The organism is Streptomyces sp. NPDC002232, assembly GCF_042890295.1.
GTDB lineage: Bacteria > Actinomycetota > Actinomycetes > Streptomycetales > Streptomycetaceae > Streptomyces.
The window spans coordinates 660,816-686,115 of the sequence record NZ_JBIARV010000003.1; the positions used below are offsets into that span (position 1 = coordinate 660,816).

Annotated in this window: 23 protein-coding genes; 15 read left to right on the forward strand and 8 right to left on the reverse strand. The window is 75.0% G+C overall.

Translation table 11 applies throughout. The features are described from left to right. Nucleotides 1-34: 34 nt before the first annotated feature. Together ACFYXU_RS15465 and ACFYXU_RS15470 are read left to right on the forward strand one after the other, a co-directional pair. On the forward strand, nucleotides 35-556 hold the full coding sequence (locus ACFYXU_RS15465) for a GNAT family N-acetyltransferase (protein ID WP_376515081.1): 522 nt from the start codon (nucleotides 35-37) through the stop codon (nucleotides 554-556). Nucleotides 557-599: 43 nt separating this feature from the next. Beyond that, on the forward strand, nucleotides 600-1,532 hold the full coding sequence (locus tag ACFYXU_RS15470; protein ID WP_389406655.1) for a carbohydrate kinase: 933 nt from the start codon (nucleotides 600-602) through the stop codon (nucleotides 1,530-1,532). Here ACFYXU_RS15470 and ACFYXU_RS15475 read toward each other — a convergent pair. The 3 genes from ACFYXU_RS15475 to ACFYXU_RS15485 all read right to left on the reverse strand — a co-directional run bounded on the left by ACFYXU_RS15475 (nucleotide 1,510) and on the right by ACFYXU_RS15485 (nucleotide 4,730). Beyond that, the gene (locus ACFYXU_RS15475) at nucleotides 1,510-2,799 is read right to left on the reverse strand and encodes an ATP-binding protein (protein WP_389406656.1); all 1,290 of its coding nucleotides are present in this window, start codon (nucleotides 2,797-2,799) and stop codon (nucleotides 1,510-1,512) included. The genes ACFYXU_RS15470 and ACFYXU_RS15475 overlap by 23 nt on opposite strands. Nucleotides 2,800-3,022: 223 nt before the next feature. Then, on the reverse strand, nucleotides 3,023-3,463 hold the full coding sequence (locus ACFYXU_RS15480) for an SPW repeat protein (protein ID WP_329852894.1): 441 nt from the start codon (nucleotides 3,461-3,463) through the stop codon (nucleotides 3,023-3,025). Nucleotides 3,464-3,776: 313 nt separating this feature from the next. Continuing rightward, entirely contained in the window at nucleotides 3,777-4,730 is a 954-nt protein-coding gene (locus tag ACFYXU_RS15485; RefSeq protein WP_389406657.1) for a TauD/TfdA dioxygenase family protein, read from the reverse strand. Nucleotides 4,731-5,478: 748 nt separating this feature from the next. On the opposite strand from ACFYXU_RS15485, the gene ACFYXU_RS15490 reads away from it, so the two are divergent. The 8 genes from ACFYXU_RS15490 to ACFYXU_RS15525 all read left to right on the forward strand — a co-directional run bounded on the left by ACFYXU_RS15490 (nucleotide 5,479) and on the right by ACFYXU_RS15525 (nucleotide 15,677). Next, the gene (locus ACFYXU_RS15490; protein ID WP_389406658.1) at nucleotides 5,479-6,711 is read left to right on the forward strand and encodes an ROK family protein; all 1,233 of its coding nucleotides are present in this window, start codon (nucleotides 5,479-5,481) and stop codon (nucleotides 6,709-6,711) included. Nucleotides 6,712-6,787: 76 nt separating this feature from the next. After that, the gene (locus tag ACFYXU_RS15495) at nucleotides 6,788-6,859 is read left to right on the forward strand and encodes a putative leader peptide (protein WP_313896399.1); all 72 of its coding nucleotides are present in this window, start codon (nucleotides 6,788-6,790) and stop codon (nucleotides 6,857-6,859) included. 304 nt (nucleotides 6,860-7,163) lie between these two features. Continuing rightward, complete coding sequence (locus tag ACFYXU_RS15500; protein WP_389406659.1) at nucleotides 7,164-8,756, forward strand: ABC transporter substrate-binding protein; 1,593 nt, start codon at nucleotides 7,164-7,166, stop codon at nucleotides 8,754-8,756. A 1-nt stretch (nucleotide 8,757) separates the two neighbouring features. Further along, nucleotides 8,758-9,702 carry an ABC transporter permease gene (locus tag ACFYXU_RS15505; RefSeq protein WP_389406660.1) on the forward strand — a complete coding sequence of 315 codons (945 nt, stop codon included), beginning with the start codon at nucleotides 8,758-8,760 and terminating at the stop codon, nucleotides 9,700-9,702. A 5-nt stretch (nucleotides 9,703-9,707) separates the two neighbouring features. Continuing rightward, a complete protein-coding gene (locus tag ACFYXU_RS15510) occupies nucleotides 9,708-10,586 on the forward strand; it encodes an ABC transporter permease (protein WP_389406661.1) in 879 nt (292 codons plus the stop codon). Beyond that, on the forward strand, nucleotides 10,583-12,433 hold the full coding sequence (locus tag ACFYXU_RS15515) for an ABC transporter ATP-binding protein (protein ID WP_389406662.1): 1,851 nt from the start codon (nucleotides 10,583-10,585) through the stop codon (nucleotides 12,431-12,433). Before ACFYXU_RS15510 ends, ACFYXU_RS15515 begins: the two co-directional genes overlap by 4 nt. Beyond that, complete coding sequence (locus tag ACFYXU_RS15520; RefSeq protein ID WP_389406663.1) at nucleotides 12,430-13,365, forward strand: formylglycine-generating enzyme family protein; 936 nt, start codon at nucleotides 12,430-12,432, stop codon at nucleotides 13,363-13,365. The genes ACFYXU_RS15515 and ACFYXU_RS15520 overlap by 4 nt, the downstream gene beginning before the upstream one ends. Then, a complete protein-coding gene (locus ACFYXU_RS15525) occupies nucleotides 13,362-15,677 on the forward strand; it encodes an arylsulfatase (protein WP_389457972.1) in 2,316 nt (771 codons plus the stop codon). Before ACFYXU_RS15520 ends, ACFYXU_RS15525 begins: the two co-directional genes overlap by 4 nt. A gap of 217 nt (nucleotides 15,678-15,894) precedes the next feature. Here ACFYXU_RS15525 and ACFYXU_RS15530 read toward each other — a convergent pair whose 3' ends face one another. Then, on the reverse strand, nucleotides 15,895-16,263 hold the full coding sequence (locus ACFYXU_RS15530; RefSeq protein WP_329852902.1) for a hypothetical protein: 369 nt from the start codon (nucleotides 16,261-16,263) through the stop codon (nucleotides 15,895-15,897). A gap of 153 nt (nucleotides 16,264-16,416) precedes the next feature. Here ACFYXU_RS15530 and ACFYXU_RS15535 point away from each other — a divergent pair, with 153 nt between their 5' ends. From ACFYXU_RS15535 to ACFYXU_RS15545, 3 genes are all read left to right on the forward strand, one after another. Continuing rightward, complete coding sequence (locus ACFYXU_RS15535) at nucleotides 16,417-17,859, forward strand: carboxylesterase/lipase family protein (protein WP_389406665.1); 1,443 nt, start codon at nucleotides 16,417-16,419, stop codon at nucleotides 17,857-17,859. 314 nt (nucleotides 17,860-18,173) lie between these two features. Next, nucleotides 18,174-20,405: a sulfatase-like hydrolase/transferase gene (locus tag ACFYXU_RS15540; RefSeq protein ID WP_389406666.1), complete on the forward strand. Its 2,232-nt coding sequence runs from the start codon at nucleotides 18,174-18,176 to the stop codon at nucleotides 20,403-20,405. A 50-nt stretch (nucleotides 20,406-20,455) separates the two neighbouring features. Beyond that, entirely contained in the window at nucleotides 20,456-21,112 is a 657-nt protein-coding gene (locus ACFYXU_RS15545) for a hypothetical protein (RefSeq protein ID WP_389406667.1), read from the forward strand. Here the strand turns inward: ACFYXU_RS15545 and ACFYXU_RS15550 are convergent. After that, on the reverse strand, nucleotides 21,075-21,623 hold the full coding sequence (locus ACFYXU_RS15550) for a DinB family protein (protein WP_389457974.1): 549 nt from the start codon (nucleotides 21,621-21,623) through the stop codon (nucleotides 21,075-21,077). The genes ACFYXU_RS15545 and ACFYXU_RS15550 overlap by 38 nt on opposite strands. 163 nt (nucleotides 21,624-21,786) lie before the next feature. Here ACFYXU_RS15550 and ACFYXU_RS15555 point away from each other — a divergent pair, with 163 nt between their 5' ends. Next, the gene (locus ACFYXU_RS15555; protein ID WP_389457977.1) at nucleotides 21,787-22,479 is read left to right on the forward strand and encodes an RraA family protein; all 693 of its coding nucleotides are present in this window, start codon (nucleotides 21,787-21,789) and stop codon (nucleotides 22,477-22,479) included. 21 nt (nucleotides 22,480-22,500) lie between these two features. On the opposite strand, the gene ACFYXU_RS15560 is transcribed toward ACFYXU_RS15555, so the two are convergent. Together ACFYXU_RS15560 and ACFYXU_RS15565 are read right to left on the reverse strand one after the other, a co-directional pair. Further along, nucleotides 22,501-22,938, reverse strand: coding sequence for an OsmC family protein (locus ACFYXU_RS15560; protein ID WP_056564110.1), 438 nt, complete (start codon nucleotides 22,936-22,938; stop codon nucleotides 22,501-22,503). Nucleotides 22,939-22,998: 60 nt separating this feature from the next. Further along, nucleotides 22,999-23,778 carry a type 1 glutamine amidotransferase gene (locus ACFYXU_RS15565; protein WP_389406669.1) on the reverse strand — a complete coding sequence of 260 codons (780 nt, stop codon included), beginning with the start codon at nucleotides 23,776-23,778 and terminating at the stop codon, nucleotides 22,999-23,001. 182 nt (nucleotides 23,779-23,960) lie between these two features. Between ACFYXU_RS15565 and ACFYXU_RS15570 the strand changes: the two genes are divergently transcribed. Then, nucleotides 23,961-24,284 carry a hypothetical protein gene (locus ACFYXU_RS15570; protein ID WP_389406670.1) on the forward strand — a complete coding sequence of 108 codons (324 nt, stop codon included), beginning with the start codon at nucleotides 23,961-23,963 and terminating at the stop codon, nucleotides 24,282-24,284. Nucleotides 24,285-24,477: 193 nt separating this feature from the next. Here the strand turns inward: ACFYXU_RS15570 and ACFYXU_RS15575 are convergent, their stop codons facing one another. Beyond that, nucleotides 24,478-25,170 carry an FCD domain-containing protein gene (locus ACFYXU_RS15575; RefSeq protein WP_329852910.1) on the reverse strand — a complete coding sequence of 231 codons (693 nt, stop codon included), beginning with the start codon at nucleotides 25,168-25,170 and terminating at the stop codon, nucleotides 24,478-24,480. Between the last annotated feature and the right edge of the window lie 130 nt (nucleotides 25,171-25,300).

The following is a 25,300-nucleotide window of genomic DNA, read 5'->3' on the forward strand; positions in this document are numbered from 1 at the left end:
CCGCCCGCGCCCCCGGCCTGAGATGATCGGGGGTGTGACCGTCCCGCCGCACTCCGCTCCCCTCCCGGAGTCCGAGTCTCCCGTCGGCCCGCTCGTCACCGAGCGGCTGGTGCTGCGTGCCGTCCGGAGCGCCGACCTGCCGGCCGTGACGAGGCTGTGGACCGATCCGGAGGTGCGGCGCCACCTGGGCGGTCCCGTGATCGAATCGGTCGTCCGGATCCGGCAGCGGCGGATCGTGGGGGCGCCCGGCTTCCACGCGGTGGTCCGGGCCGAGGACGGCGTCCTGCTCGGGCTCGTCACGGTGGAGGCCGCCGGACGGGGCGGCGAGACGGAGGTCTCGTACCAGTTCCTGCCCGAGCACTGGGGCCACGGCTACGCGCGCGAGGCGGTCGCCGCGGCCGTGTCGCGGGCCCTGGCGAGCGCGCCGAGCGTCGTCGCGGTCACCCAGGAGGCCAACCACAGGTCCCGCCGGCTCCTTGAGGCCGTCGGCCTGGAGCACGCCGAGTCCTTCGTCGAGTGGGACGCCCGCCAGGTCCTCTACCGCCTCTCCCGATGACGGCCCGCCGATTCCCGGCCCCCACGCCAAGGAGCCCCGCCCCATGTCCTTCCTGGTGATCGGCGAGTGCGTCGCCGACGTCGTGCGCGGTGCCGACGGCACCGAGCGGATCCACCCGGGCGGCAGCCCCGCCAACGTCGCCCTCGGCCTCGGCCGTCTCGGCCGGGACGTCACCCTGCTCACCCAGCTCGCCGACGACCCGACCGGACGGCTGATCGCGGACCACCTGAAGGGCGCGGGCGTACGGGTCGAGAGCGGCGGCGCCCCGGTCCGTACCCCGTCGGCGGTCGTCGCGCTCGACGCGCACGGGCACGCCACGTACGCCTTCGACATCGCGTGGACCCTGGAGACCGGCGGGCTCCCGCGCGCGGAACGGCCCGGTCATGTGCACATCGGCTCGATCGCGGCGGTCACCGCTCCGGGCGCGGCCGCCGTCCTCGCCGAGGTCGAGCGGCTCCGCGACGGCGCCACGGTCAGCTACGACCCCAACGTGCGGCCCGCGCTGATGGGCGAGCGCGCCGAGGCGGTCGCGCGCGTCGAGCGCTGCGTCGCGCTCAGCGACCTGGTGAAGGCGAGCGACGAGGACCTGGCCTGGCTGTACCCCGGCGAGGCGCCGGAGACGGTCGCCGCCCGCTGGCTGGCGCTCGGCCCGGCCCTCGTCCTGGTCACCCGGGGCGCGGCCGGCTCGCTCGCCCGCACCGGGCGGGAGACGGCCCTCGCGCAGGCCCCGGCGGTCACCGTCGTGGACACGGTCGGGGCGGGCGACTCCTTCATGTCCGCCGTCCTCGACACCCTCGCCGGGAGGGGGCGGGAGGCCCTCTCCGCGCTCGGCGCCGCGGACCTCGCGGGGCTGCTGGCGAGGGCGGGCGCCGCCGCGGCCGTCACCGTCTCCCGGGCCGGTGCCCAGCCCCCCGACCGGGCCGAACTGGACGCGGCCGGGGAGCGGTTCGCCCTCAGGTCCGGGCGTGCGTCGTGATGTCCGACGCGAACTGCTCGATCATCTCCGCGGTGACCGTCGGGCGGCACTCGGCGATGGCCTCCAGGTAGTCCGTCGTGCTCGCGCCGGGCGCCGGGGTGTCGCCGCCGCGTCCGCCGACGGCGAGCAGGTCCCGCTCGAAGGAGGCCTGGGCGGCGATCCGGGCCGCGTGCTCGATGTCGGCGGGGGTGAACAGCTCGCTCGCCAGCACCAGTTCGTCGATGTCGACGTCCGGCCGCCCGTCGGTGTAGCGGGACCAGATCGCCGCCCTGGCCGCCTTGTCCGGCGTACCGATCGGGATCAGGTAGTCGAAGCGGCCGGGCCGGAGGAAGGCCGGGTCGAGGGACCGGATCGAGTTGGTGGCGCAGACGAGCAGGCGCTCGTCCCCCTCACGGAAACCGGGTATGAGCTTGAGGAGTTCGTTCGTCACGCCGTGCATGCCGCCGGGCTGGGCGGGCTCGGAGCGCACCGGGGCGATCTCCTCGACCTCGTCGATGAAGACCAGCACCCGCTCCAGCTCGCCGATCCGGGCGAAGGCGGACCGCAGGGCGGCGGCGAGGTTCCCCTCGTCGGCGAGGCGCGAGGGCAGGATCTCCACGAAGGGCCAGCCGAGCCGCGAGGCGATGCCCCGGGCGAACGTCGTCTTGCCGGTGCCGGGCGGGCCGAACAGGCACACCGCGCGCGGCGGCCGCACCCCGTGGCGGGTGGCGCGCTCCGGTTCCGCCAGGGGCAGGACCACCCGGCGTTCGATGAGGTCCTTCTCCCGCTCCATGCCCGCGACCTTCGCCCACAGGTCGCCCGGGAGCAGCCGGCCGCCGAGGTCGTCGAGGAGTCCGGCGGCGGGGCCGTGCAGCGGTTCCACCTTCTCGAAGTACGCGACGGCCGGCTGGCGCGTGTACCCGGCGTTCAGCAGGCCCTCGCCGAGCAGCTCCTCCTCCGGCAGGACGTACGCGATGCGCCCGACCCGGGCCGCGACCAGCCGCCGCTCCAGCTCCACGAGCAGGGCGCTGGCCAGGCCGCGGCCCCGCCACGCGGAGGAGATCGCGACGCGCATGACCCAGGCCCGCTCGCCGGAGACGCACGCCAGCGCCGCCCCGATGGGGACCCCCTGGTGCACGGCGACCACGGCCGGCTGGCGCGTGGTGAGGGCGCCGATGCACTCGGCGAGGGAGAAGACGGACTCCTGCCCGAGCTCGGCGGTGGTGTCGATCAGATGGACGACGGCGGCGAGATCGCTCTCGCGGTAGTCGTGGATGTGCCAGTTCACCGGTGGTTCCGCCCCTCGTTCGTGCTGTTCCGGCGAGGCTAGGCGGGGCGGTGGGAGCGGGTCGTGCGCCATCGCGCACAAGGCGGCGCGGTCAAACGCTCCGTGGCGGCTCTATGCAGGGCGATTGCCGTCGGCCCGAGGCGCGCGTGAACGGCGGCACCTCCGCTGGGGGAGGTGCCGCCGTTCCTGGAGAGGATCGACGACGGTCCGGGGGATCAGAGCGTCACGTCGTCCCGCGCTTGCTCATGAGCAGTCCGCCGGCCGTGAGGGAGAACAGGCAGACACACGCGCCGGTGATCACGTTGCTGAGGATCATGCCCGTGTCGGGGTTCCTGGTGACGATCCACGGGGCGACGATCAGCCATGCGCCCAGGAGCAGGACGACGAAGTTCAGGTCCTGCGACCTCTCGGGGACCATCGACATGCACAAGCCCAGCACGGCGAGGGAGATGCCGACGATCAGGTTGGTGAGCGCGAGCTCCGGCCGAGCGGCCGCGAAGTGGACCGTCCATGCCGAGATCGCGGCCCACACGCCGGCGAGGATCACCAGTTCCTCGACGGCAGCGACCCCTCGGGTCTGGAGCATGCGGGCGTAGCGGTCCCGCATTTCCGGTGCGTCCGGGTGTCCCGCGATGTCACCGTGGCGGTGAGAGACGTCGGCCATGTGACTCGCCTCCTTCTGGCGTCTTGCGTGTCAGGCCGCTCTGGCGGCTCTTGCGCCGCTGCTCCATTGTGCGCTTATCTGGCCTTTATGTGTAGGTCTGTCCGGTAGGAGAAGCGGACAGAAATACTCCCCTCTCTGTGCGGGGACCCGCCAAAGGGATGTGCCGCTTCGGCGGATTCTCCGAGACCTCCTCGCAGGGGTGGGCCGGTCCCGGCATTCCTGTGGCCTGTGCCTGCCCTCCTGACACCCGGGATCGGCGCGCCGCACGGTCCGGGGCGGCCCGCGCCGCCCGCCCCGGGCTCCGCGTCCCGTGTCACACCGTCGCGGGCTCCGCATTCGGCGTAGTCGAGTCGCCCGACGCGATGCCGAACGCCGGGTCCGGCACCGACTCGGGCGCGAGCAGCACCGAGGAGCGGCCGTCCACGCCCACCGGGACGTCGCCGTCGATGGTCACCCGGCGCAGCTTGCGCTCGTGGTCGTCGGAGTCGTCGACGCCGTAGTGCTGGGTGGCCCGGTTGTCCCAGATGGCGACGTCGCCGACCCGCCACTGCCAGCGCACGGTGTTCTCCGGCCGCTCGATGTGACCCTGGAAGAGGTCCAGCAGGGCGCGGGAGTCGGTGCCCGTCAGACCGCTGATCCGCTGGACGAAGTTGCCCAGGAGGAGGGTCCGCTCGCCGGTCTCCGGGTGGACCCGCACGACCGGGTGCTCGGTGAGGAACTTCGTAGAGGCGAAGACCTCGCGGAAGCGGAGCAGCTGCTCCGGCAGCGCCCCCGGGCGCAGGGCCGCGTAGTCGTAGTCGTTGGAGTGCACCGCGCGCAGGCCGTCGGCCAGGGCGCGCAGCGGCTCGGGCAGCTTCTCGTACGCCGTCGCCGTGTTCGCCCACAGGGTGTTGCCGCCGTACGGCGGGATGACGACCGCGCGCAGGACCGAGAAGGCGGGGTAGGCCGGGACGAAGGTCACGTCGCTGTGCCACTGGTTGGCCCGGCCGCCGTAGTCGGAGTCGATCGGGAACGAGTAGCGGCCGTCGGCCGAGGGCACGGTGGGGTGGGCCACGGGCGTCCCGAGCAGCCGGCCGAAGGCCTCGTGGGCCTCCTCGTCCAGGTGGTCCTGGTCCCGGAAGAAGACGACCTTGTGCGCCAGGAGCGCGGCGCGGATCTCGGCGACGGTCTCGGCGGGGAGGTCGCCGCCGAGGCGGACGCCGGAGATGACGGCGCCGAGGCGGCCGCCGACCTTCTGGACGGTGACGGAGGCGGTGGCGGTCGACATGGAGGATCCTTTCGGAGTTCCGGGAAGGCCCGGAGCAATTATTCTCGGAGCGGAAGTAATGCGGATACGGGGAATCCCGCACGGCCGTCGGGAAGTGGGGCCGGGCGGCCCCGTCGGCCCGGCGTACGGGACGGGGGGACGTCCGGGGACGTACGGAAGGGGGAACCGAGCGGGAGCGGCGTACCCGAGGAGACGGTGTACGAGGGGGGCGGCGGGTCCGGCGGACCGGCCACGCGCCGGGGTCGCGAGGGTCAGGCGCCGTGGGCGGCGGAACAGGAGGAGGTCGCGAACATGTCCCGGAGACTGGCAGCGGCCGTCGCCGCGCGTCAAGCGACCGTCCGGGCCCCGAACCCCCGCACGTGGTGGTTGAATCGGCGCCTGCCCGGCCCCGCGGAACCGCCCGGGGAAACTCGGCGGAACCACACTTGACCAGCGGCGACACCCCGCCGCCGGGAGAGCCGGCCGGTGCGGGAGGCGCAGCCGGCGGGCCCACCCCCGGCGCTCCGGGGATTTCACACCGCCGCAACAGTGATCCCGCCGCGACGGTGACCGGGCCGCCACGGGGACCACGCCGGGACAGCGACCACGCTCCACCGATGACAGCGCTCCACCCAAGACCGCGCCGGAAGAGTGGCGCTCCACCCAGGACCGCGCCGCAGGAGTGGCCACGCTCGACCAGCGATCACTCCGCACCGCAGACCACGCTCCACCGGCACCCCCCGCTCCATCAGCGACCAGAGAGGCACCCATGACGACCACCACCCCGCACGCTCCCCGCATGGCGGGCGACGGGCGGCGCGAGGCCAACGCCGCCACCGTGCTCAGGACCGTGCTCGACCACGGCCCGGTGGCCCGTGGCGCCGTCGCCCGGCTCTCCGGACTCAGCCCCGCCGCCGTCTCGCGCCAGGCCACCGACCTCACCCGGCTCGGCCTCCTGCGCGAGCTGCCCGAACTCGCCGGGGGCGGGGGAGTGGGACGGCCGCAGATCCCCGTCGACCTGCACGTCGGAGCCGCCGGAGGCCCCGTCGCCGGCGGCGTCCATCTGGGCGTCCCCGGCTCGACGTTCGCCGTCGTCGACCTGCGCGGACAGGTGCTCGCGCGCCACACCCACCCGCACGACGGCATCGCGCCCGACGCCCTGCCCGGCGTCGTCGCCCGCGCGCTGCGCGACTTCCTCGACGCCCACACGCGGGGGCGGCCCCTGCTCGGGGTCGGCGCCGCCGTCGGCGGCTGGGTGGACCCCGCCGAGGGGGTGGTCGTCCGGCAGGACGCCCTCGGCTGGCGCCGCCGCCCGCTCGCCGCCGAACTCGCCCGCGGCCTCGGCGGACGCACCGTACGCCTGGACAACCACGCCCGCTCCATCGCCCAGTCGGAGATCCTCTTCGGGCGGCCCGCCGCCCGCCGCAGCCTGGTCCACCTCTTCGTCGGCAACGTCGTCGACGCGGCCGTCGGCCTCGCGGGCGTCGTGCACCAGGGACCCGGCGCGGCGGCCGGGGACGTGGCCCACCTGCCGGTGCCCGACTCCACGGTGCCCTGCCCGTGCGGCCGTTCCGGCTGTCTGGAGGCCACCGCCTCGAACACGGCGCTCGGGGCCACCGCCGTCCGCCGCGGCATCGTGCCCGAGCCCGACACCTCCCTCGTGGTGGACGCGGCGGCGGCCGGGGACCGGCGCGCCGACCGGCTGCTGCGCGAACGGGCCCGCGCCGTCGGACGCGCCGTCGCGCTGCTCCTCGACGTCCTCAACCCCGACCTGGTCGTCGTGACCGAGCAGTCCAGCGTCCTCGAACCCGACTATCTGGAAGAGATCCGAGGGGCCGCGATCGACCTCTCGCACGTCTGCGACGACCCCGAACGCATCGTCAGTCCACATGCCGGACCGGCCACGCTCCCCGTCGCGGCGGGCACCGTGCTGCTGAACTCCCTGTTCAGAAGGCCTCTTGAGACCGCCACCCAGCTCCTCCCCGCGGTGACCGAACGCTGATCTCGTCTCAGAATCCGGTCAACGCCGGTTGACCGCTGCGCGGAGCCGCTGTCATATTGCTCCCGTGAATCCGGACATGCGCCTCATCTCCCGCAGGCACGTCGACCTCTGTCGACAGGCCAGCGCGGTCTGTGCCGTCCGCGCCTGATCCCGGCGCCGGTCGCCGCACCGGCCCCGCCACTCCCGCCCCGGCAACGCCGCACGCGGGTCGCTCACCGTCCCCGCACTGAGCCGGCCGCACGGATCCCTCCCGCTCCACGCACCACCGCGTGCCCGCGTGCCTCCGGCGTGTCCGCGTAGCCCGTCCCCGTACCTCCGCGCCCTCCGTGCTTTCCGTGCGCTCCCGCGCACCTCGCGGACGGTACGGGTCTCCCTCCGCGCCCTCTTCCTTCCGCAGCGGAACGAATCCGCGCGCCCTGCGGCCCCACCTCCTCCTCCCCAGGCAGGCATCGATGACCGAGCTGTCCCCCTCCACGCCCACCGCCCTCACCCGGCGCACCACCTTGCGCGCCGCGGGCGGCGGCACCCTGCTGCTGGGACTCGGCCTCACCGGCTGCCGCTCGGCGGTCTCCGAGACCGAGGCGCCCGTCGGGAAGGCGGCCGAGGCGCCCCGGCGCGGCGGCACCCTCACCGTCGCCATCAACTCGGACTTCACCCCGAGCCTGCTCTTCGCCCAGAGCGGCCAGTCGTTCCAGCACCGGCTGATCTACAACACCCTCACCCGCTACGACGACCGGCTGACCCCCCAGCCCGAACTGGCCACCTCCTGGGAGTACGCGAAGGACGGCCGCAGCATCACCCTCAGGCTCCGCACCGGCGTCACCTACCACGACGGCCGGCCCTTCACCGCCGACGACGTGATCTTCGCGGTGAAGAACCTCCAGAACCCGCTGCGCGCCGCGCAGTTGAGGGCGACGGCGGCCGCCGTCACCGGTTTCGAGAAGCGCGGCGACCACGAGCTGGTCCTCAGACTCGCCCACCCGGTGAACAACCTGTTCGACCTCTTCGAGTTCATGATCCTCACCGACCGGCACAGCGTCGAGGACGCCGTCACGGGCCGGAAGCTGATCGGCACCGGCCCCTTCCGGCTCACCAAGTGGAGCCCCGGCGCCGGCCTCTCCTTCACCCGCAACGAGACGTACTGGCAGCCCGGCCGCCCCTACCTGGACGCCGTCGAGTTCCGCGTGGTGCCCCAGGCCGACGCCCTCCTCTCCTCCCTCCGCACCGGCCAGTCCCAGCTGTCCTACGGCGTCCCCGGCAAGAACCTCGCGGTCGTCGCCGCCCAGCCCGACCTCGCCATCAGCGAGTACACCACCGGCGGCGGCGCCTACTACCTGGGCGTCAACACCACCGTCGCGCCGCTCGACGACAAGACCGTCCGGCAGGCCCTCGCCTGGGGCGTCGACCGCGAGCGCATCCTCCAGCAGGTCCTCGGCGGCTACGGACTGGCCTCCGCCACCCCCTGGCCCAAGTCCTCGCCCGCCTACACCGAGTCCGGCCGCACCCACTACACCTACGACCCCGGCAAGGCCCGCGAACTGCTCCGGTCCGCCGGCCACTCCCGGCTCGACCTGCCGCTCCTCCACATCAACCTGCCCGGCGACACCGCGGTGGCCGAGGCGATCCAGTACGACCTCCGGCAGATCGGCGTCCAGGTCACCCTGGAGCCCACCGACCCGGCCACCGCGCAGAAGAACCTCATCTCCCAGAAGATGCCCGGCCTGTGGACCATGAGCCACGGGTTCGCACAGGTCCAGCCCTCCACCCTGGCCGTCAGCGCCTACCCCTTCAACGAGGCCAAGAACACCTCGCGGTTCCGCTCCGCCGCCTACACCAAGGTCGTCCGCGAGGCCTGGACCACTCCCGGGACCGGCGCCCGCGCCAACGCCCTGCGGCAGCAGATCACCGACACCCTCCTCGACGAGGCCTTCATCATCGACCTCGTCATCCGGGGCTCCGTCCAGGTCGCCGCCAAGAAGCTGCGCGGCGTCACCCTCAACAAGTTCGCCTACCTCAACCTCGACGACGCCCACCTGGCGGGCTGAGATGCGCGGCTACCTCCTGCGGAGGATCCCCTCCGCCCTCCTCGTCCTCCTCGCCGCCTCCTTCCTCGCCTTCGCCGTCCTCCGCCTGGTCCCCGGCGATCCCGCCGCGGTCCTCGCGGGACCCGACGCGAGCCCCGAGACCGAGGCCGCCATCCGCGCCGGGCTCGGCCTCGACGCCCCCCTGCCCACCCAGTACGCGCGGTGGATCGGCGACCTCCTCACCGGCGACCTCGGATCGTCCTACGCGATCGGCGGCCAGACCGCCGACCTCATCGGCGACGGACTCGGCGCCACCACCGAACTCACCCTCGGGGCCCTGCTGTTCGTCGTCGTCCTCGGCGGCGCCTTCGGCATCCTCGGCGCGACCGCCCGCAACCGCTGGGTCCGCGGCACCGTCCGCGTCCTCACCACCGGCGCCCTCGCCGTCCCGCCGTTCGTCACCGGCGTCCTCCTCGTCCTGCTCTTCTCCGTCCTCCTCGGCGTCCTGCCCCCGGGCGGCCGCGTCCCCCTCCTCACCGCACCCGACCTCGGCGCCCAGTACCTCCTGCTGCCCTCGCTCTGCCTCGCCCTGCCCAGCGCCGCCGTCCTCGGCCGCTACCTCAAGGACGGCATCGAACACGCCCTCGCCGAGGACTACGTCCGGACCGCCACCGCCGCCGGCATCGCCCCCCGCCGCCTGCTGTGGCGGCACGCCCTCCCGAACGCCCTCCCGCCCGTGGTCACCCTCCTCGGCATGCAGACCGGACACCTCCTCGGCGGCGCGGTCCTGGTCGAGGCGATCTTCGCGTGGCCCGGCCTCGGACAGCTCGCCGAACAGGCCCTGATCCGCCGCGACTACCCGGTCGTCCAGGACCTGCTGCTGCTCCTCGTCACCGTCTTCGTCCTCGTCCAGCTCCTCACCGACCTCGTCCACGCCCGGCTCGACCCCCGGATCAGGTGGGAGTGACCGCCATGACCACGTCCACCCGCCCCGCGGGCACGGAACCCGCCCCCGCGAAGACCACGCCGTCCCGCCGTCGCCACGCCCACCGCGCCGCCCTCGCCACCGCCCGCGGCCGCACCGGTCTCGTCCTCGTCGGCGCCGTCGTCCTCGCGGGGCTCCTCGCCCCGCTCCTCACCGGCCACGGCCCCACCGACCAGAGCGGCCTGTCGCTCGCCGCGCCCGGCACCCCAGGTCACCCGCTCGGCACCGACGACCTCGGCCGCGACCTCCTCGCCCGCCTCCTCTACGGGATCCGGGCCGACCTCGGCATCATCGCCGCCGCCGTGCCCCTCGGAGCCGCCCTCGGCTGCCTCCTCGCCCTGGCCGCCGCCGCGCACCCCGTCCTGGACACCGTCGTCCAGCGGACCTTCGACCTGATCCTCGCCTTCCCCGGGCTGATCCTCGCCCTCGCCGTCACCGCGATCCTCGGACCGGGCCGGCTGCCGGTGATCCTGGTCATCGCCCTCGCCGAGATCCCCGTCTTCGGCCGGCTCCTGCGCACCGGCATCCTCGTGCAGCGCGGCCGGGAGTACGTGACGGCCGCCCGCGTCGGCGGCACCTCCGGCGGCCGGATCCTCACCCGGCACATCCTGCCCAACGCCGCCGACCCGCTCGTCGTCCAGATCGCCGTCTCCCTCACCGTCGCCGTCTTCGTCGAGGGCGCCATGAGCTTCCTCGGCGTCGGCGTCCGGCCCCCCGAGCCCACCCTCGGGGCCGTCCTCAGCCAGTCCATGCCCTACCTCGCCCAGGCCCCGCACTTCGCCGCCGGCCCCCTCGTGACCGTGACCGCGCTCGTCCTCGGCCTCTCCCTGACCGCCGAGGCACTGAACCGGGAGATACGCCGATGACCACCCCACCGCTCCTCGAAGTGCAGCACCTGGACGTGGAGTTCCCCACCCCCGACGGCGGCACCCTGCACGCCGTGCGGGACGTGTCCTTCACGCTCCGGCGGGGCGAGACCCTCGCCGTCGTGGGGGAGTCCGGCTCCGGGAAGTCCACCACCGCGCTCGCCCTGCTCCGGATGCTCCCCGGCACCGGAAGGATCACCGGCGGCTCCGTGCGCCTGGACGGCGAGGACCTCGTCACCGCCGCCGAGGACCGGCTGCGGGCCGTGCGCGGCGCCCGGATCGGCATGGTCTTCCAGGACCCGATGACCGCCCTCAACCCCGTCCTCACCGTCGGCCACCACCTCGACGAGGTGCTCCGCGCCCACCAGGGGCGCACGAGCGGCGCCCGGGACAAGGCCTCCCGCCGGGCCCGCGCCGTCGAACTCCTGGGCCTCGTCGGCATTCCCGACGCCGCACGCCGGCTCGACGACCACCCGCACCAGTTCTCCGGCGGACAGCGCCAGCGGATCCTCATCGCCATGGCCTTGGCGGGCGAGCCCGACGTCCTCCTCGCCGACGAACCCACCACCGCCCTCGACTCCACCGTCCAGGAACAGATCCTCACCCTCCTCGGCGACCTCACCCGCACCACCGGCACCGCGCTCGTCCTCATCACCCACAACATGGGCGTCGTCGCCCGCGCCTGCGCGCGCGTCCTCGTCCTGTACGGCGGCACCGTCGTCGAGGACGGCCCCACCGCCGAGGTCCTCACCCGACCGCGCCACCCCTACACCGCCGGCCTCCTCGCCGCCGTGCCCCGGCTCTCCGCCCCCTCCGGCACGCGCCTCACCGGCATCCCCGGCACCCCGCCCGACCTGAGCCTCCCGCTCGCCGGCTGCGCCTTCGCCGCCCGCTGCGCCCTCGCCGAGGACCGCTGCCACACCGCCGCGCCCCCGCTGACCACCGTCACACCAACCGTCCGCGCCGCCTGCCACCCGGCCGCCGAACGCGACGAACCGCTGCCCCCGCCCCCACCGCCCGCCCGGGTCGACCGGCCCGCGCCCGGCGCCGTCGTCCTCCGCGCCGAAGGACTCACCAAGACGTACCGGAGCCGGGGCCGACGCTCCCTCACCGCCCTCGACGGCGTCTCGCTCACCCTCGCGGCCGGCGAGACCCTCGGCATCGTCGGCGAGTCCGGCTCCGGCAAGTCCACCCTGGCCCGGGTCCTCGCCCACGCCCACCCCGCCGACGGCGGCCGCGTCCTCCTGGACGGCCGGGACGTCACCCGCCCCGGCCGCGCCGAGCTGCGCGCCGTGCGCCGCCGCGTCCAGATGGTCTTCCAGGACCCCTACGCCTCCCTCAACCCCCGCATGACCGTCGGCGAGACCCTCGCCGAACCGCTGCGCGCCTTCGGCATCGGCACCCCGCGGGAGCGCGCCGACCGCGTCGCCGCGCTCCTGCGCCTCGTCGGCCTCGACCCGGCCGCCGCCGACCGGCACCCGCGCTCCTTCTCCGGCGGCCAGCGCCAGCGCATCGGCATCGCCCGCGCTCTCGCCCCCGAACCCGCCGTCCTGATCTGCGACGAACCCGTCTCGGCCCTCGACGTCTCCGTCCAGGCCCAGATCGTCGGCCTGCTCACCGACCTCCAGCGCGACCTCGGCCTCGCCCTCGTCTTCATCGCCCACGACCTGGCCGTCGTCCGCCAGGTCAGTCACCGCATCGCCGTCATGCACGGCGGCCGCATCGTGGAGACCGGCGGCGCCGACGACCTGTGCGAGCGTCCCCGCGACCCGTACACCCGGGCGCTGCTCGCCGCCGCCCCCGAACCCGTACCCGTACGCCGCGTCCCCGAGGCGGTGTCCGCGTGAGCGCCTGCTGCACCCCGGGCCGCGCCTGCGCGGGCCCCGCCGGACACCCGGCCGCCCCGGCACCGCTCCCGATGCCGAGGGTACGGACCGCGCCGCCGGCCCACCCCCTGGTGGAGCTGCCCGGCGGCACCTTCCGCAGGGGCGACGCCTTCGGCGAGGGCTACCCCGACGACCACGAGGGACCCGCACGGGAAGTCACCGTGGCCCCCTTCGCGATCGACGCCACCGCCGTCACCAACGCGCGGTACGCCGCTTTCGTCGAGGCCACCGGACACCGCACCGACGCCGAACGCTTCGGCTCCTCCTTCGTCTTCCACCTCCTGCTCCACCCCGCCGCCGAGCCGCACGTCCTCGGCCGCGTCCCGCAGGCCCCCTGGTGGCTCGGCGTCGCCGGGGCCGCCTGGCACAGCCCCGAGGGCCCCGGCTCGGACCTCGAAGGGCGCGCCGACCATCCCGTCGTCCACATCTCCCACGACGACGCCCTCGCCTACTGCGCCTGGGCCGGCCTCCGGCTGCCCACCGAGACCGAATGGGAGTACGCGGCCCGCGGCGGCCTCGACGGCGCCCGCTACCCCTGGGGCGACGAACTCACCCCCGGCGGCGAGGAACGCTGCAACACCTGGACCGGCGACTTCCCGCACCGCTCCGACCGGCCCGGCGGATACGTCGGCACCGTCCCCGTCACGGCGTACGCACCCAACGGGTACGGCCTCCACAACACCTCCGGCAACGTCTGGGAGTGGTGCGCCGACGCCTGGGACCCGGACGGCCGCGAACGCGTCATCCGCGGCGGGTCGTACCTCTGCCACGCCTCGTACTGCAACCGCTACCGGGTCGCCGCCCGCTCCCACAACACGCCCGACTCCTCGACCGGCCACGGCGGCTTCCGCTGCGCCCGCACCCTCCCCCCGGAAGGACCCACCCCCGCATGAGCACCGCCCCGCGACGCGACCCGTACGAGGGCGTCGCCGGCCGCGTCGGCCGCACCTTCGCCGAGTCCGAACCCGCCTGGCCCGCCCGTACCACCCCGCCCGCCCAGGCGCCGAACATCGTCGTCGTCCTCGTCGACGACATGGGATTCAGCGACATCGGCCCCTTCGGCTCCGAGATCCCCACCCCGGTCCTCGACGGCCTCGCGGACGGAGGCGTCAAGCTCGGCAACTACCACACCATGCCGCTCTGCTCCCCGGCCCGCGCCGCCCTCCTGACCGGCCTCAACCCGCACCGCGTCGGCTACGCCATGGTCGCCAACTCCGACCCCGGCTTCCCCGGTTACGGCATGGAGGTCGCCGAGGACGTCCCCACCCTCGCCGAACTCCTGCACGACGCCGGCTACGCCACGTACGCCGTCGGCAAGTGGCACCTCGTCCGCGACTCCGCCTCCAACGCCGCCGACCACCGGGGCAACTGGCCGCTCCAGAAGGGCTTCGACCAGTACTACGGCGTCCTGGAGGGCCTCACCAGCCTCTTCCACCCGCACCAGCTCGTCCGGGACAACAGCCCCCTCGACATCGACGAGTTCCCCGACGACTACTACTACACGGACGACATCACCGACCAGGCCCTCTCCATGGTCAAGTCGCTGCGCGCCCACGACCCCGACAAGCCCTTCTTCCTCTACCTCGCGCACAACGCCGTCCACGGCCCCCTCCAGGCCAAGGCCGAGGACATCGCCCGCCACCGGGGCCGCTACGACGAGGGCTGGGACGTCCTGCGCGAGCGCCGCTTCGCCGCGCAGCTCGCCGCCGGACTCTTCCCGCCCGGCACCGAACTGCCCGAGCGCAACAGCGAGGCCGGGCTCGACGTCCCCGCCTGGGACTCCCTGACCAAGGACCAACAGCGGCTCTACGCCCGCTACATGGAGGTGTACGCGGCCCTCGTCGACAACATCGACCAGAACCTCGGCCGGCTCACCGACACCCTCGCCGCCCTCGGCGAACTCGACAACACCGTCATCGTCTTCACCTCCGACAACGGCGGCACGGGCGAGGGCGGACTCGAAGGGACCCGCTCCTACTTCAGCCGCTTCGTCCACCACCCCGGCCTCCCCGGCGACTGGGACCCCGACGTCGACCGCGACCCCGAGCTCATCGGCGGCCCCCGCAGCCTCGTCCACTACCCCCGGGGCTGGGGCATGGCCTCCAACACCCCCTTCCGCCTCTACAAGGGCCACACCTACGCGGGCGGCGTCCGCGTCCCCTTCGTCCTGTCCTGGCCCGACGGCGCGAGGGACGGCAGGCTCACCGCCGGACACCGCGCCCAGTACCAGTACGTCACCGACATCGCGCCCACCCTGCTCGAACTCGCGGGCCTCACCCGCCCCGAGACCCGCCGGGGCGTGCCGCTCCAGGAACCGGACGGCTCCAGCTTCACCGCGGTCCTCGCCGACCCCGCCCACGACTCCACCCACCCCGAGCAGTACTGCGAGATGACGGGCAACCGGAGCCACTACCGCGACGGCCACAAGCTCGTCACCCTGCACCGGCCCGGGACCCCGTACGACGACTCCGAGTGGGCCCTGTACGACATCAGGACCGACCCCACCGAGATCCACGACCTCGCCGCCGGGAACCCGGGACTCGTCAAGGAACTCTCGGCCGCCTGGGAGCGGGCCGCCTGGCGCAACGGGGTCTTCCCGCTCCCCGACCACAGCGGGGCCCTGGCCCGCCGCAACCCCGCCGAGGAGCGCTACTCCCGCCCGCTCACCCTGCTTCCCGGCACCCCGGAACTGGAGCGCTACCGCTCCTCCCGGCTCGTCGCGCTGCGCTCCTTCGAGGTCGCCGTGGCCGTCGAGGAGAGCGGCGACGGCGTGCTCGTCTCCCACGGGGACCAGGGCGGCGGCTACAGCCTGTACGTGGAGGACGGCCGGCTGACCTTCGCCTACAACGAGTACGGAGACCTCCACGAGACCGACGCCGGGCCCCTCGCACCGGGCCCCCACGAGATCCTGCTCGCCGCGACGGCGGAGGAGGGGCTGCGCTGGCGGTTCACCGTGACCGTGGACGGCGAGCGGCGGGCCGCGCCGGACAGCGTCCACCAGCTCATCGGGATGGCGCCCTTCCAGGGCATCAGCGTGGGCGTCGACCGCAAGTCCCCGGTGTCCTGGCCCCTCTACGAGCGCCACCGCTCCTTCCGCTTCACCGGCCGGCTCCACTCGGTCACCTACCGCCCCGGAGCCCCCGGCCCCGACGCGCCGGAAGCGGTCGCCGCCGCGCTGAAGGAGGCCGCGGCGGCCTTCGAGTGACACCGGGGGCGGGCGCGAAGCCCGGGGCTCCGGTGCGGTGACCGCAGTGGTGTGCCGGGGGAGTGGGGGCGCGGAAGCCCGGGGGACGCGGTCACGGAGGCACGGGGCACCGCAGCGCTGGAACCGGTGCGGGCGCGTCCGGCCGGGTCACCGGGTCACGGGTCACGGAGAAGCGGGGGCACGGGAGCACCGGAACCGGTGCGGGCGCCCGGCCGGGTCACCGGCCGAAGGCGTCGGTCACGCAGTCGGCGGCGCACCGCCCGTGCTCGAAGCGGCGGCGGAGCGCCGCCGCCGCGTGCCGCCGCTCCACCCCTGCGTAGCCGTACCGCTCCTCGGTCGTCCGCCGCACCGCCTCGACGGTGACGATCGCGGGCTCGCCCTCGCCCGCGGAGCCGCGTGCCGCCGCGATCACGTGATCGGCCGCGCGCAGGAGGTCCCGGGCGTACGCGCGCTGGGCGGCGGAGCGGGCCCGCGAGGGGGCGAAGGGCCGGACCGCGCGGCCCCGCCACACCAGCCCGGCGATCACCAGTCCCAGGCCGAGCAGGGCGACGAGCGCGCCCACCGCGGCATCGGCTCCCCAGCTCATGGCCTGCCGCCTTCCCCCGGGACCCGCGGGTCCTGCACGAGCCTCCGAGTCTAGGGCCCGGAGGCCCGTCGTCGACAGCGTTGACACGTGTAAGTAAGCGGTGGCAGGCTCGGTCTCCGGCCCCCCGTGCCCGCGCAGAAGGAGCAGCACCCCATGAGTACCATCGTCACCACCGCCCGAGGACCCGTGCGCGGCGAGCGCCGTGCGGACGGCAGCCTGCGATTCCTCGGCATTCCGTACGCGCAGCCGCCGGTGGGGGAGCTGCGGTTCGCCGCGCCCGTGCCGCCCGCGGCGTGGTCGGAGCCGCTGGACGCGACGGCGTACGGGCCGACGGCCCAGCGACGGCCCTTCGCGGAGGTCACGACGATCCCGGAGCCGTCGGTCCCCGGGGACGGGGTGCTGAACCTGAACGTGTTCACCCCCGACACCGCCCCGGCGGCCGGTCTGCCGGTCCTCGTCTGGATCCACGGAGGCGGGTACGTGGCGGGGTCGGCGGCCAGCCCGTGGTACGACGGGGCCGCGTTCAACCGGGACGGGGTGGTCCTGGTCTCGGTCGGCTACCGGCTGGGGATCGAGGGCTTCCTGCACGTCGAGGGCGCTCCGGACAACCGAGGCGTGCGGGACTGGATCGCGGCCCTGGAGTGGGTGCGGGACAACATCGCGGCCTTCGGCGGCGACCCGGCGAAGGTCACGGTCGCGGGTCAGTCGGCGGGCGGCGGCGCCGTGCAGACGCTGCTCGCGGTGCCGTCGGCGCGGGGCCTGTTCCGGGGCGCGCTCTCCGTCTCCGGCGCCGTCCTGCGGCCCGACGGCCCCGAGGTCGCCCGCGCCGCGGCCCGGCTCCTCACCTCCCGCACCGGGGTGCCGGCGACCGTCGACGCGCTCCGCGACCTCACCGACGACGAACTCCTCGACCTCCAGGACCGGATGGCCGCGCCGGGCCCCGACCGCGAGGGCCTGCCGCCGATGCTGGCCCTCGCCCCCTTCGCCGACGGCGAGCTGATCCCGGTGCCCGTCCTGGACGCCCTCACGAAGGGCGACGCGGGCGCCGACGTCCCGCTGATGCTCGGCTTCACCGAGGACGAGTTCTCGATGTTCCCCGCGCCCGGCCCCGACGGCCCGCCGCTGCCCGCCCTCCTCGGCGGGCTCGGGCTGGACCCGGCCAGGGCGGGGGCCTTCACCGAGGCCTACGCGGCCGCCGGGGAGGACCGGTACTTCGGCCAGGCGCTGACCGACACCGTCTTCCGCGCCCCCAACCTCGCCGTCGCGGACGCCCGCGCCGCCCTCGGCCGCCCCACCTGGTTCTACGAGTTCCGCTGGCCGTCGCCCGCACTCGGCCTCGCCTTCCACTGCCTGGACCTGCCCTTCGCGTTCGACCTCCTCGACGCCGAGGGCGTGACGGCCGTCGCCGGGTCCGAGCCGCCGCGTGCGCTCGCCGACGCGATGCACCGGGCGTGGGTCGCCTTCGTCACCGACCAGGACCCGGGCGCCGACTGGCCGCGCTACACCTCCGAGGGCCGCGCCACCAAGATCTGGGACGCCGAGGCCTCGGTCGCCGCGGACCCGGTGCGCCGGGTCCGCGAGCTCTGGCTCGACTGAGTCGGCGGGCCGCCCGGCGCCGTGCCGCCCGTGCCGTGCTGCCCGTGCCGAGCTGTACGGCTCCGTGCTGTACGGCTTCGCGTGGTGAGGCTCCGTGCCGTGCGGCCCCGGGCCAAGCCGCCCCGCGCCACGCCGCCCCCCCGGGCGCCATGCCGCCGGGGCGGCCTTCGGGCCGTGTCACACGTTCTTCATGCGCCGTGCATGGTTCCCCGGGGCGGGTGCGCCGATGATCGACGGACGTCCGAGGGCCCCGACCGGGGCCGCTCTCCGGGCGTCGCACGCCCCCGTGCCCGTCGCCCCCGAGGAGCCCCGCCATGTCCAGCCGCCGCACCTTCCTCGCCGGGTCGGCCGCCACGCTCGGCCTCGGAGCCCTGCCCGCGACCGGCGCCGTCGGCGCTCCGGCCGCGTCGGCGGCGGAGCTCGTACCGGAGGACACCACCCGCCCGCCGAACCTGGTCGTCGTGCTCGCCGACGACCTCGGATACGGCGAGCTCGGCGCGTACGGCCAGAAGCTCATCTCCACCCCGCGCATCGACGGACTCGCCGCGGAGGGACTGCGGTTCACCGACGCCTACTCGACGGCGGCCGTCTGCGCCCCGTCCCGCTGCTCGCTCCTCACCGGCCTGCACACCGGCCACGCGACCGTGCGCGCCAACCCGTCCGGGGCGCAGGGCTCGCTCACGGCCACCGACACCACCTTCGCCCAGGTGCTCCGGGCGCGCGGCTACCGCACCGGCGTCATCGGCAAGTGGGGCTTCGGGCCGGAGGCCGCCGGCCAGGAAAGCCACCCCAACGCCCGGGGCTTCGAGGAGTTCCACGGGTACATCGACCACGGCCACGCCCACGAGTACTACCCGGCGTACCTGTGGCACAACGGCGTCAAGGAGCCGATCCCCGCCAACGCCGGCGGCGCCAAGGGCGTCTACGCGCCGGACCTGCTGCGGCAGCGGGCGCTCGACTTCCTGGACCGGCACGCGGCGGAACCGTTCCTGCTGCTGCTCACCCCCACCGTGCCGCACGCCCCCAGCGACATCCCCGACACCGGGGCCTACGCGTCGCGGAGCTGGAGCACCGCCAACAAGGGCCACGCCGCGCAGGTCAGCCTCTTCGACGCCCTCGTCGGCGACGTCGTCGACCGGCTCCGCGCCCTCGGCCTGGCGGACGACACCGTCGTCCTCGTCACCAGCGACAACGGCCCGCACGAGGAGGGCGGGGTGAACCCCGACCTGTTCGACGCCAACGGGCCGCTGCGCGGATACAAGCGCAACCTGTACGAGGGCGGGATCCGCGTCCCCCTCCTCGCCTGGGGGCCCGGCCGGATCGCGCCCGGCACCAGCGACCGCCCGACCCCGCTCACCGACCTCCTCCCCACCCTCGCCGAACTCGGCGGCGCGCCCGCCCCCTCGGACGTGGACGGACTGTCCGCCGCGCCCCTGCTCACCGGCGGGGGAGCGGCCGCCGCCCGCCACGACCACCTGTACTGGTTCCGGGACGAGCGGGGCGTCACGTCCCGCGCCGACGCGCAGGACCGGCAGCGCTCCACCTGGCTCGCCGAGGCGCTCCGCAAGGACCGGTGGAAGGCGGTCAGGTTCGCCCCCGTCCGTGACCACGCCCTGCCCGACGACCAATGGCAGGTCGAGCTGTACGACCTGGCGGCCGACCTCGGTGAGACCTCCGACCTCGCCGCGCGCCACCCCGCCCGGGTCGCCGAGCTGGTGGCCCTGATGCGCTCCTCGTGGCGGGACACCTATCCGAGGGCCGCCTTCGGGGCCGGCCTGACGGTGCCGTCGCTCGCCGTGCCGGGGCAGCCGTTCACCGCGACCGCCACGCTCGCCAACGGGGCCTCCAGGGCGTGGAGTTCCGCCTCGCTGGCGCTGCGGGCCCCGGCGGGCTGGACCGTGCGTGCCACCACGGCCACCGGGACCGGGCAGCTCGCGCCCGGTGCGCGGCTCACCGCCGCCTGGCAGGTCACCCCGCCGGCCGGTGCCCCCGCCGCCACCCCGTGGACGCTGACCGCCGAGGGCACCGCCCTCGCGCCCGGCGGCCCGGTGCGGTACGCCGCCGACGGCACGGTCACCACCCCGCCCCCGGCGCCCGTCCGGGACAGCTACCTCTCCGACCTCCCGTGGATCAGCGCCGTCAACGGCTGGGGACCAGTCGAGCGCGACACCTCCAACGGCAAGAACGCGGCCGGGGACGGCACCCCGATCGCCTTCGGCGGGGCCACGTATCCCAAGGGGCTCGGCGTCCACGCGTACAGCGACATCGCCTTCCACCTCGGCGGCGCGGCGAACCGGTTCACCGCCCTGGTGGGCATCGACGACTTCTCGGCCCGCCAGAGCTCCCTGGGCGCCACCCGCGCCACGGTCTACGGCGACGACCGCGTCCTCCTCGCCACCCCCACCCTGACCGCCGCCGGCGGACCCGTCCCGGTGGACGTCGACGTGCGCGGCGTACGCGTCCTGCGCCTGGAGGTCACGGACGCCAACGCGAGAACGTCCTTCGACCACACCTCCTGGGCCCTGGCGCGGGTCACGGTCGCCTAACCCTCCCCGAAGCAACGGACCCCTCCGGCACCGCGCGATACGGTGCCGCCATGTCCCGATCGGCCGAAGCAGGATCAGCGCGGGCCCCCGTCACCGCCGACGACGTCGACCTCGCCGTGCGGCTCGCCGTCGGCGTCCTCCGCGGCGCGCCCGCGGAAGGGTGGGGCGCCAGGGCCGGTTCGCTGGAGTGGGACTGCTGGGAGACCGCCGAGCACCTCGCCAACGACCTGCTCTACTACGCCGTGCAGCTGGGACCGCAGAGCCCGCCGCTGGACACCCATGTGCCCTTCGCGCTGATCAAGAAGAGGCCGGAGGCGCCCCCGGTCTTCGTCCACGCGGAGCGCGACGCGGGTCCCGCCGGCCTGATGCAGGTGCTGGAGGCGTGCGGCGCGCTGCTGGTCGCCATGGTGCGGACGACACCGCCCGGGGTCCGCGCCCACCACGCCGCAGGAGTGTCGGACCCCGAGGGCTTCGCGGCCCTGGCGCTTCAGGAGACCCTGGTGCACACGCACGACCTGGCGGAGGGCCTCGGACTCGCCTGGGCCCCTCCTGCCGCCCTCTGCGCGCGGGTGCTCGCCCGCCTGTTCCCGGAGGCTCCTACGGGCGCCGACCCATGGCCCACCCTGCTGTGGGCCACCGGCCGGGGCGAACTGCCGGGGCACCCGCGTCTCACCACGTGGCGCTCGGACAGCACGCCCCGGCCCTGAGGGGTGTCCTCCAGGGCGTGTCGTCCAGCAGCTCGCGCAGGATGTCCAGGTGGCCGTTGTGGCGGGAGATCTCCTCGGTGAGGTGGAGGAGGATCCAGCGCAGGTCGACGTGGAGGCCGTCGCGGACCGGGCGCTCGGCCTTGGTGTCCAGGTCGTGTGCGGCGACCAGCTCGCGGTGCCGGGCGCTCTGTTCGGCGTACTCGTCGAGCAGTTGGGGGAGCGGGAAGTCGACGGCGACGCGCATCTCGCGGTCGGGATCCTCGTCGGTCCAGGGCCCCTGGTCCTCCTCGCCGAGGAAGATCACCTGGAACCAGTAATACTCGACCCAGCGCAGATGGTTGATCAGTCCGCTCAGGGTCATCAGCGGCGAGCCCGGCAGCAGCGACCTGCGGGCGTTCTCGGCGGAGACGCCCTCGCACTTGGCGCGGGCGGTGTCACGGGCGTAGTCGAGGAACGTGGTGAGCTGGGTGCGCTCGTCCCACGCGGGCGGTGTGTCTTCGGTTCTGGTCATCGCGCGAAGCGTCCCCGATCACCACGCCCGGTGTCGAGGCATTTAGGGCGCCGCGCGGGGCAGCCACGGACGGCACGTGTCTCGTCGATCCGCCCGGTCCGGGCGCCACCGCCCCCTAGCATCGGTCCCGTCGCCCCCGCCACGGACGGAACGGACCCGCCGGATGCTCAAGGACTTCGCCGACCTCTCCACCCCGCTCGTCGCCGACGCCTGCGTACGGCTCGGGGAACCGCTGCGGGCGGCGCCCGCCGGGATCCTGCCCGTCGTCGCCGGGCAGCGGGTCGCCGGGCGGGTGCTGCCCGCCCGGCACTACGGGAGCGTCGACGTCTTCCTGGAGGCCTTCACCCACGCCGCGCCCGGTGACGTCCTCGTCGTCGACAACGCGGGCCGCCGCGACGAGGCCTGCGTCGGCGACCTCGCCGTCCTGGAGGCGCGGGCGGCGGGCATCGCCGGGGTCGTCGTCTGGGGGCTGCACCGGGACACCCCGGACCTGGTCGACATCGGCCTGCCCGTCTTCTCGTACGGACGCCACGCGCCCGGCCCCGTGCGCGTCGACGAGCGGGACGGCGACGCGCTGACCGCCGCGCGGTGCGGCGACCACCGGGTGACCGCCGCCGACGTGGTGTTCGGCGACGACGACGGCGTGGTCTTCGTGGCCGCCGACCGCGCCGACGCCGTCCTGGAGACCGCCCGGGCCCTCCTCCGCGCCGAGCGGGACCAGGCGCGCCGGATCAGGGCGGGGGAGACCCTGCGCGCCCAGACCCGCTTCGACGACTACCTCGCGGCCCGGGCCGAGGACCCCTCGTACACCTTCCGCCGCCACCTGCGGACGATCGGCGGCGCGATCGAGGAGTGACCGGGACGCCCCGCCGGGCGGTCAGCCCTCGAAGCCGACCGTGCCGTCCGGCAGGATCGCCTCCACGCGCGCGCCGTGCTCCACGGTCCGGCTGACCGTGCAGAACTTCTCGTGCGTCAGGCGCACCCCCCGGGCGAACACCTCCGCCGCCTTGGGGTTGTTGTCGGGCAGCTCGAACTCGTAGCTCACCCGGATCCGGCCCACCCGGCCGTCGTCCTCGGGCCCGGACACCGACTCCACCACGATCCGCAGGTCGTCGTGGTCCACCGCGCGGGCCGTCCGGTCGACGACGAGGCCGCCACAGCCGCCCATCGCCGCGAGCAGCAGCTCGACCGGGGTGAACGACGGCTGCGCGTCCGCGTCGTCGGCGGCGGCCATCCGGACCTCCGCGCCCCGGTCGTTGCGGGCGGTCCAGTTCCGGTACCCGGTGCGGACGGTCTCGATCCGGTAGTCGGCCATGACGGTGAGGCTCCTTCGGTCACGTGCGTGTCCCCGTACCGTACGCGCCGGGGCCCCGGCTCAGACGCCGCGCGCGCCCGCGTGGGCACGGACGACCGCGCCCCAGGCCTCGGACACCGCCCCCCAGACGGCGCGGAGCTCCGGCTCGGCCCTCCGCACCGACGCGACCGTCGCCCCGGCGTCGACGCCCGCCGTGCGCAGGGCCTCGGCGTCGCCGGCCGCCCAGCCGGCGACCGTGTCCCCGTCCGCCTCCGGATGGAACTGCACCGCCCAGCAGGCGGACCCGACCCGGAAGGCCTGGTACGGGCAGTCGTCGCCGCCCAGCAGCGGAACGGCGCCCGCCGGGAGACGGTCCACCTCGTCCCAGTGCCACTGCGCCGCGGGGGTGCCCTCCGGCACCCCGCCGAGCACCGGATCGCCTTCGGCGGCCGGCAGCCTGCGCAGCGGTACGGCGCCCACCTCGGGCCCCCGCGTCCGCCGTGCCACCGCACCGCCCAGGGCGTGGGCGATGAGCTGGCCGCCCAGGCATATCCCGAGCAGCGGCACCTCACCGGCCACGGCCTCGCGGACGAGCGCGCGGACCCGGGGCAGCCAGGGCGCGGCCCCGTCCTCCTCGCAGTTGACGGACCCGCCGAGGACCAGCAGCCCCGCGTGGCCGCCCAGGGTCTCCGGGAGCGGTGCGCCCTCCCAGGCGCGCCTGACGTCGAGACGGAGCCCGACCCGCGCGAGATGCTCGCCGACCAGCCCGGGTCCCGCGTCCTCCTCGTGCTGCACCACGAGGACGGCGAGCCCGCCGCCCGCCGCCGTACCGGTCCTGCTCGGCTCCGTCGTCACGGTCACCCCCGCCTCCCCATTCCGCCCCGGGAACGCACAGGCGCGTTCGCACCCCCCGAGGATCTCCGAAGGGGAGCGGGTGCGGGAGCCCTCGGGGACCGGTTCCCGATCACATCTGAGTAGCGCGCGACGGAGTCATGAGTACGCCGACCGATGCGCCCGCCGCCGCCCGCCGGTGGAATGGGGTCATGACCTTCGACGCCCGGCGCGCCCGCCGTCTCCAGCACGTCACCGCCACCGGCACGGCCCTCGCGGTGGCCCTCGGCCCGCTGGTCGTCGGCGCGCTGATCGCCCGGTCGGTCGGCGGGGACCCGATGGTCTCCGTCAACGCCCTGATCGCGGGCGGCGGCCAGCGCGCCCGGATCTCCCGCGCACACCTCCGCTCGGGCGCCCGACTGAGCCCCGGCGCCCGGCTGCGGCCCGGCGCCCGGCCGCGCGGCCGCGGCCGTCTGCGGGTGGTCCGTCGCCGCGAGATGTCCCCGGCGAACGGCTCCCGCACGCCCCGCACATGAGTGATGATCATCGCCACTGGGAGTACCCGGGAGTAACGGCCCGGCTGCACGGGCCCTCCGCAACATCTGCCGGTGCGACACCTGCCACCGCATCCGGCAGGCCGTCCTGGAGGGCGCCCGCCGGATGGCCCGAGACGCGGCGGAGCGACGGGCTGGGCGGCGGCCCCGCCTCAGGGACTTCGGCGGTCGCGCATCACGGCGCCGACTGGAGCAGGGCGAGCGTGGACTCCAGCTCCTGGCGGGTCAGCCGGGCGGCCTCGTCCGCGTCGCCCGCCTCCACCGCGCGCACCACGTCGGCGTGGGCGTCCTCGCCGTGCCGGAGGTCGGTGCCGCGCAGCCCCAGCAGGTCGAGCAGCTCGATCAGGCCCTCACGGAGCACCGGCGCGAACTCCCCGAACAGGTCGGTCAGGACGGGGTTGCGCGCCGAGGCGACGATCGTCGCGTGCAGGGCGATGTCGGCGTCGACGAAACCGGCGTCGTCGAGCGCGGCCGCCGCCCGCCGCCCGGCCAGCGCCTCGCGCATCGCCGTCACGTCCTCCTCGGTACGGCGCCGCGCCGCCAGCCGCGCCGCCTCCACCTCGACCAGCATCCGCACCTCGTACACGTCCGTCACGGCCGCCCTGCGCAGCCGGGCCGGCCAGTCCTCCGTCGGGCGGGTCGCGATCACGAAGACGCCGGCCCCCTGCCGGGGCTGGACGAGCCCCGCGCCCGCCAGGGCCCGCAGCGCCTCGCGGACCGTGGAGCGGCCCACGCCCAGCTCCTTGGCGAGCGTGGTCTCGCCGGGGAGCCTGGTGCCGACCGGCCAGTGACCCCCGACGATCTGTTCGCGCAGCCGCTCGGCGGCCTGTTCGACCAGGGGGCTGGGGCGCAGGGCACCGAGCGGCATGGGGTCACCTGATTCTCTGATGTCCGGAGCGTCGTGGCCGGTCCGGAGCGGGGGCGCGTCCTCCGGATCACGGGAACGCGGCGGGGAACTCCGCGGGGGGAATCTACCCGAACTTGTCTGAGGAGCACTT

Coding starts and splice junctions, on each gene's coding strand:
- ACFYXU_RS15570 (WP_389406670.1), top strand. CDS start 23,961: ATGACCTTCGACGCCCGGCGCGCCCGCCGTCTCCAGCACGTCACCGCC.
- ACFYXU_RS15535 (WP_389406665.1), top strand. CDS start 16,417: ATGAGTACCATCGTCACCACCGCCCGAGGACCCGTGCGCGGCGAGCGC.
- ACFYXU_RS15515 (WP_389406662.1), top strand. CDS start 10,583: ATGACCACCCCACCGCTCCTCGAAGTGCAGCACCTGGACGTGGAGTTC.
- ACFYXU_RS15550 (WP_389457974.1), bottom strand. CDS start 21,623: ATGACCAGAACCGAAGACACACCGCCCGCGTGGGACGAGCGCACCCAG.
- ACFYXU_RS15530 (WP_329852902.1), bottom strand. CDS start 16,263: ATGAGCTGGGGAGCCGATGCCGCGGTGGGCGCGCTCGTCGCCCTGCTC.
- ACFYXU_RS15555 (WP_389457977.1), top strand. CDS start 21,787: ATGCTCAAGGACTTCGCCGACCTCTCCACCCCGCTCGTCGCCGACGCC.
- ACFYXU_RS15575 (WP_329852910.1), bottom strand. CDS start 25,170: ATGCCGCTCGGTGCCCTGCGCCCCAGCCCCCTGGTCGAACAGGCCGCC.
- ACFYXU_RS15480 (WP_329852894.1), bottom strand. CDS start 3,463: ATGGCCGACGTCTCTCACCGCCACGGTGACATCGCGGGACACCCGGAC.
- ACFYXU_RS15560 (WP_056564110.1), bottom strand. CDS start 22,938: ATGGCCGACTACCGGATCGAGACCGTCCGCACCGGGTACCGGAACTGG.
- ACFYXU_RS15525 (WP_389457972.1), top strand. CDS start 13,362: ATGAGCACCGCCCCGCGACGCGACCCGTACGAGGGCGTCGCCGGCCGC.
- ACFYXU_RS15490 (WP_389406658.1), top strand. CDS start 5,479: ATGACGACCACCACCCCGCACGCTCCCCGCATGGCGGGCGACGGGCGG.
- ACFYXU_RS15505 (WP_389406660.1), top strand. CDS start 8,758: ATGCGCGGCTACCTCCTGCGGAGGATCCCCTCCGCCCTCCTCGTCCTC.
- ACFYXU_RS15510 (WP_389406661.1), top strand. CDS start 9,708: ATGACCACGTCCACCCGCCCCGCGGGCACGGAACCCGCCCCCGCGAAG.
- ACFYXU_RS15545 (WP_389406667.1), top strand. CDS start 20,456: ATGTCCCGATCGGCCGAAGCAGGATCAGCGCGGGCCCCCGTCACCGCC.
- ACFYXU_RS15500 (WP_389406659.1), top strand. CDS start 7,164: ATGACCGAGCTGTCCCCCTCCACGCCCACCGCCCTCACCCGGCGCACC.
- ACFYXU_RS15470 (WP_389406655.1), top strand. CDS start 600: ATGTCCTTCCTGGTGATCGGCGAGTGCGTCGCCGACGTCGTGCGCGGT.
- ACFYXU_RS15485 (WP_389406657.1), bottom strand. CDS start 4,730: ATGTCGACCGCCACCGCCTCCGTCACCGTCCAGAAGGTCGGCGGCCGC.
- ACFYXU_RS15540 (WP_389406666.1), top strand. CDS start 18,174: ATGTCCAGCCGCCGCACCTTCCTCGCCGGGTCGGCCGCCACGCTCGGC.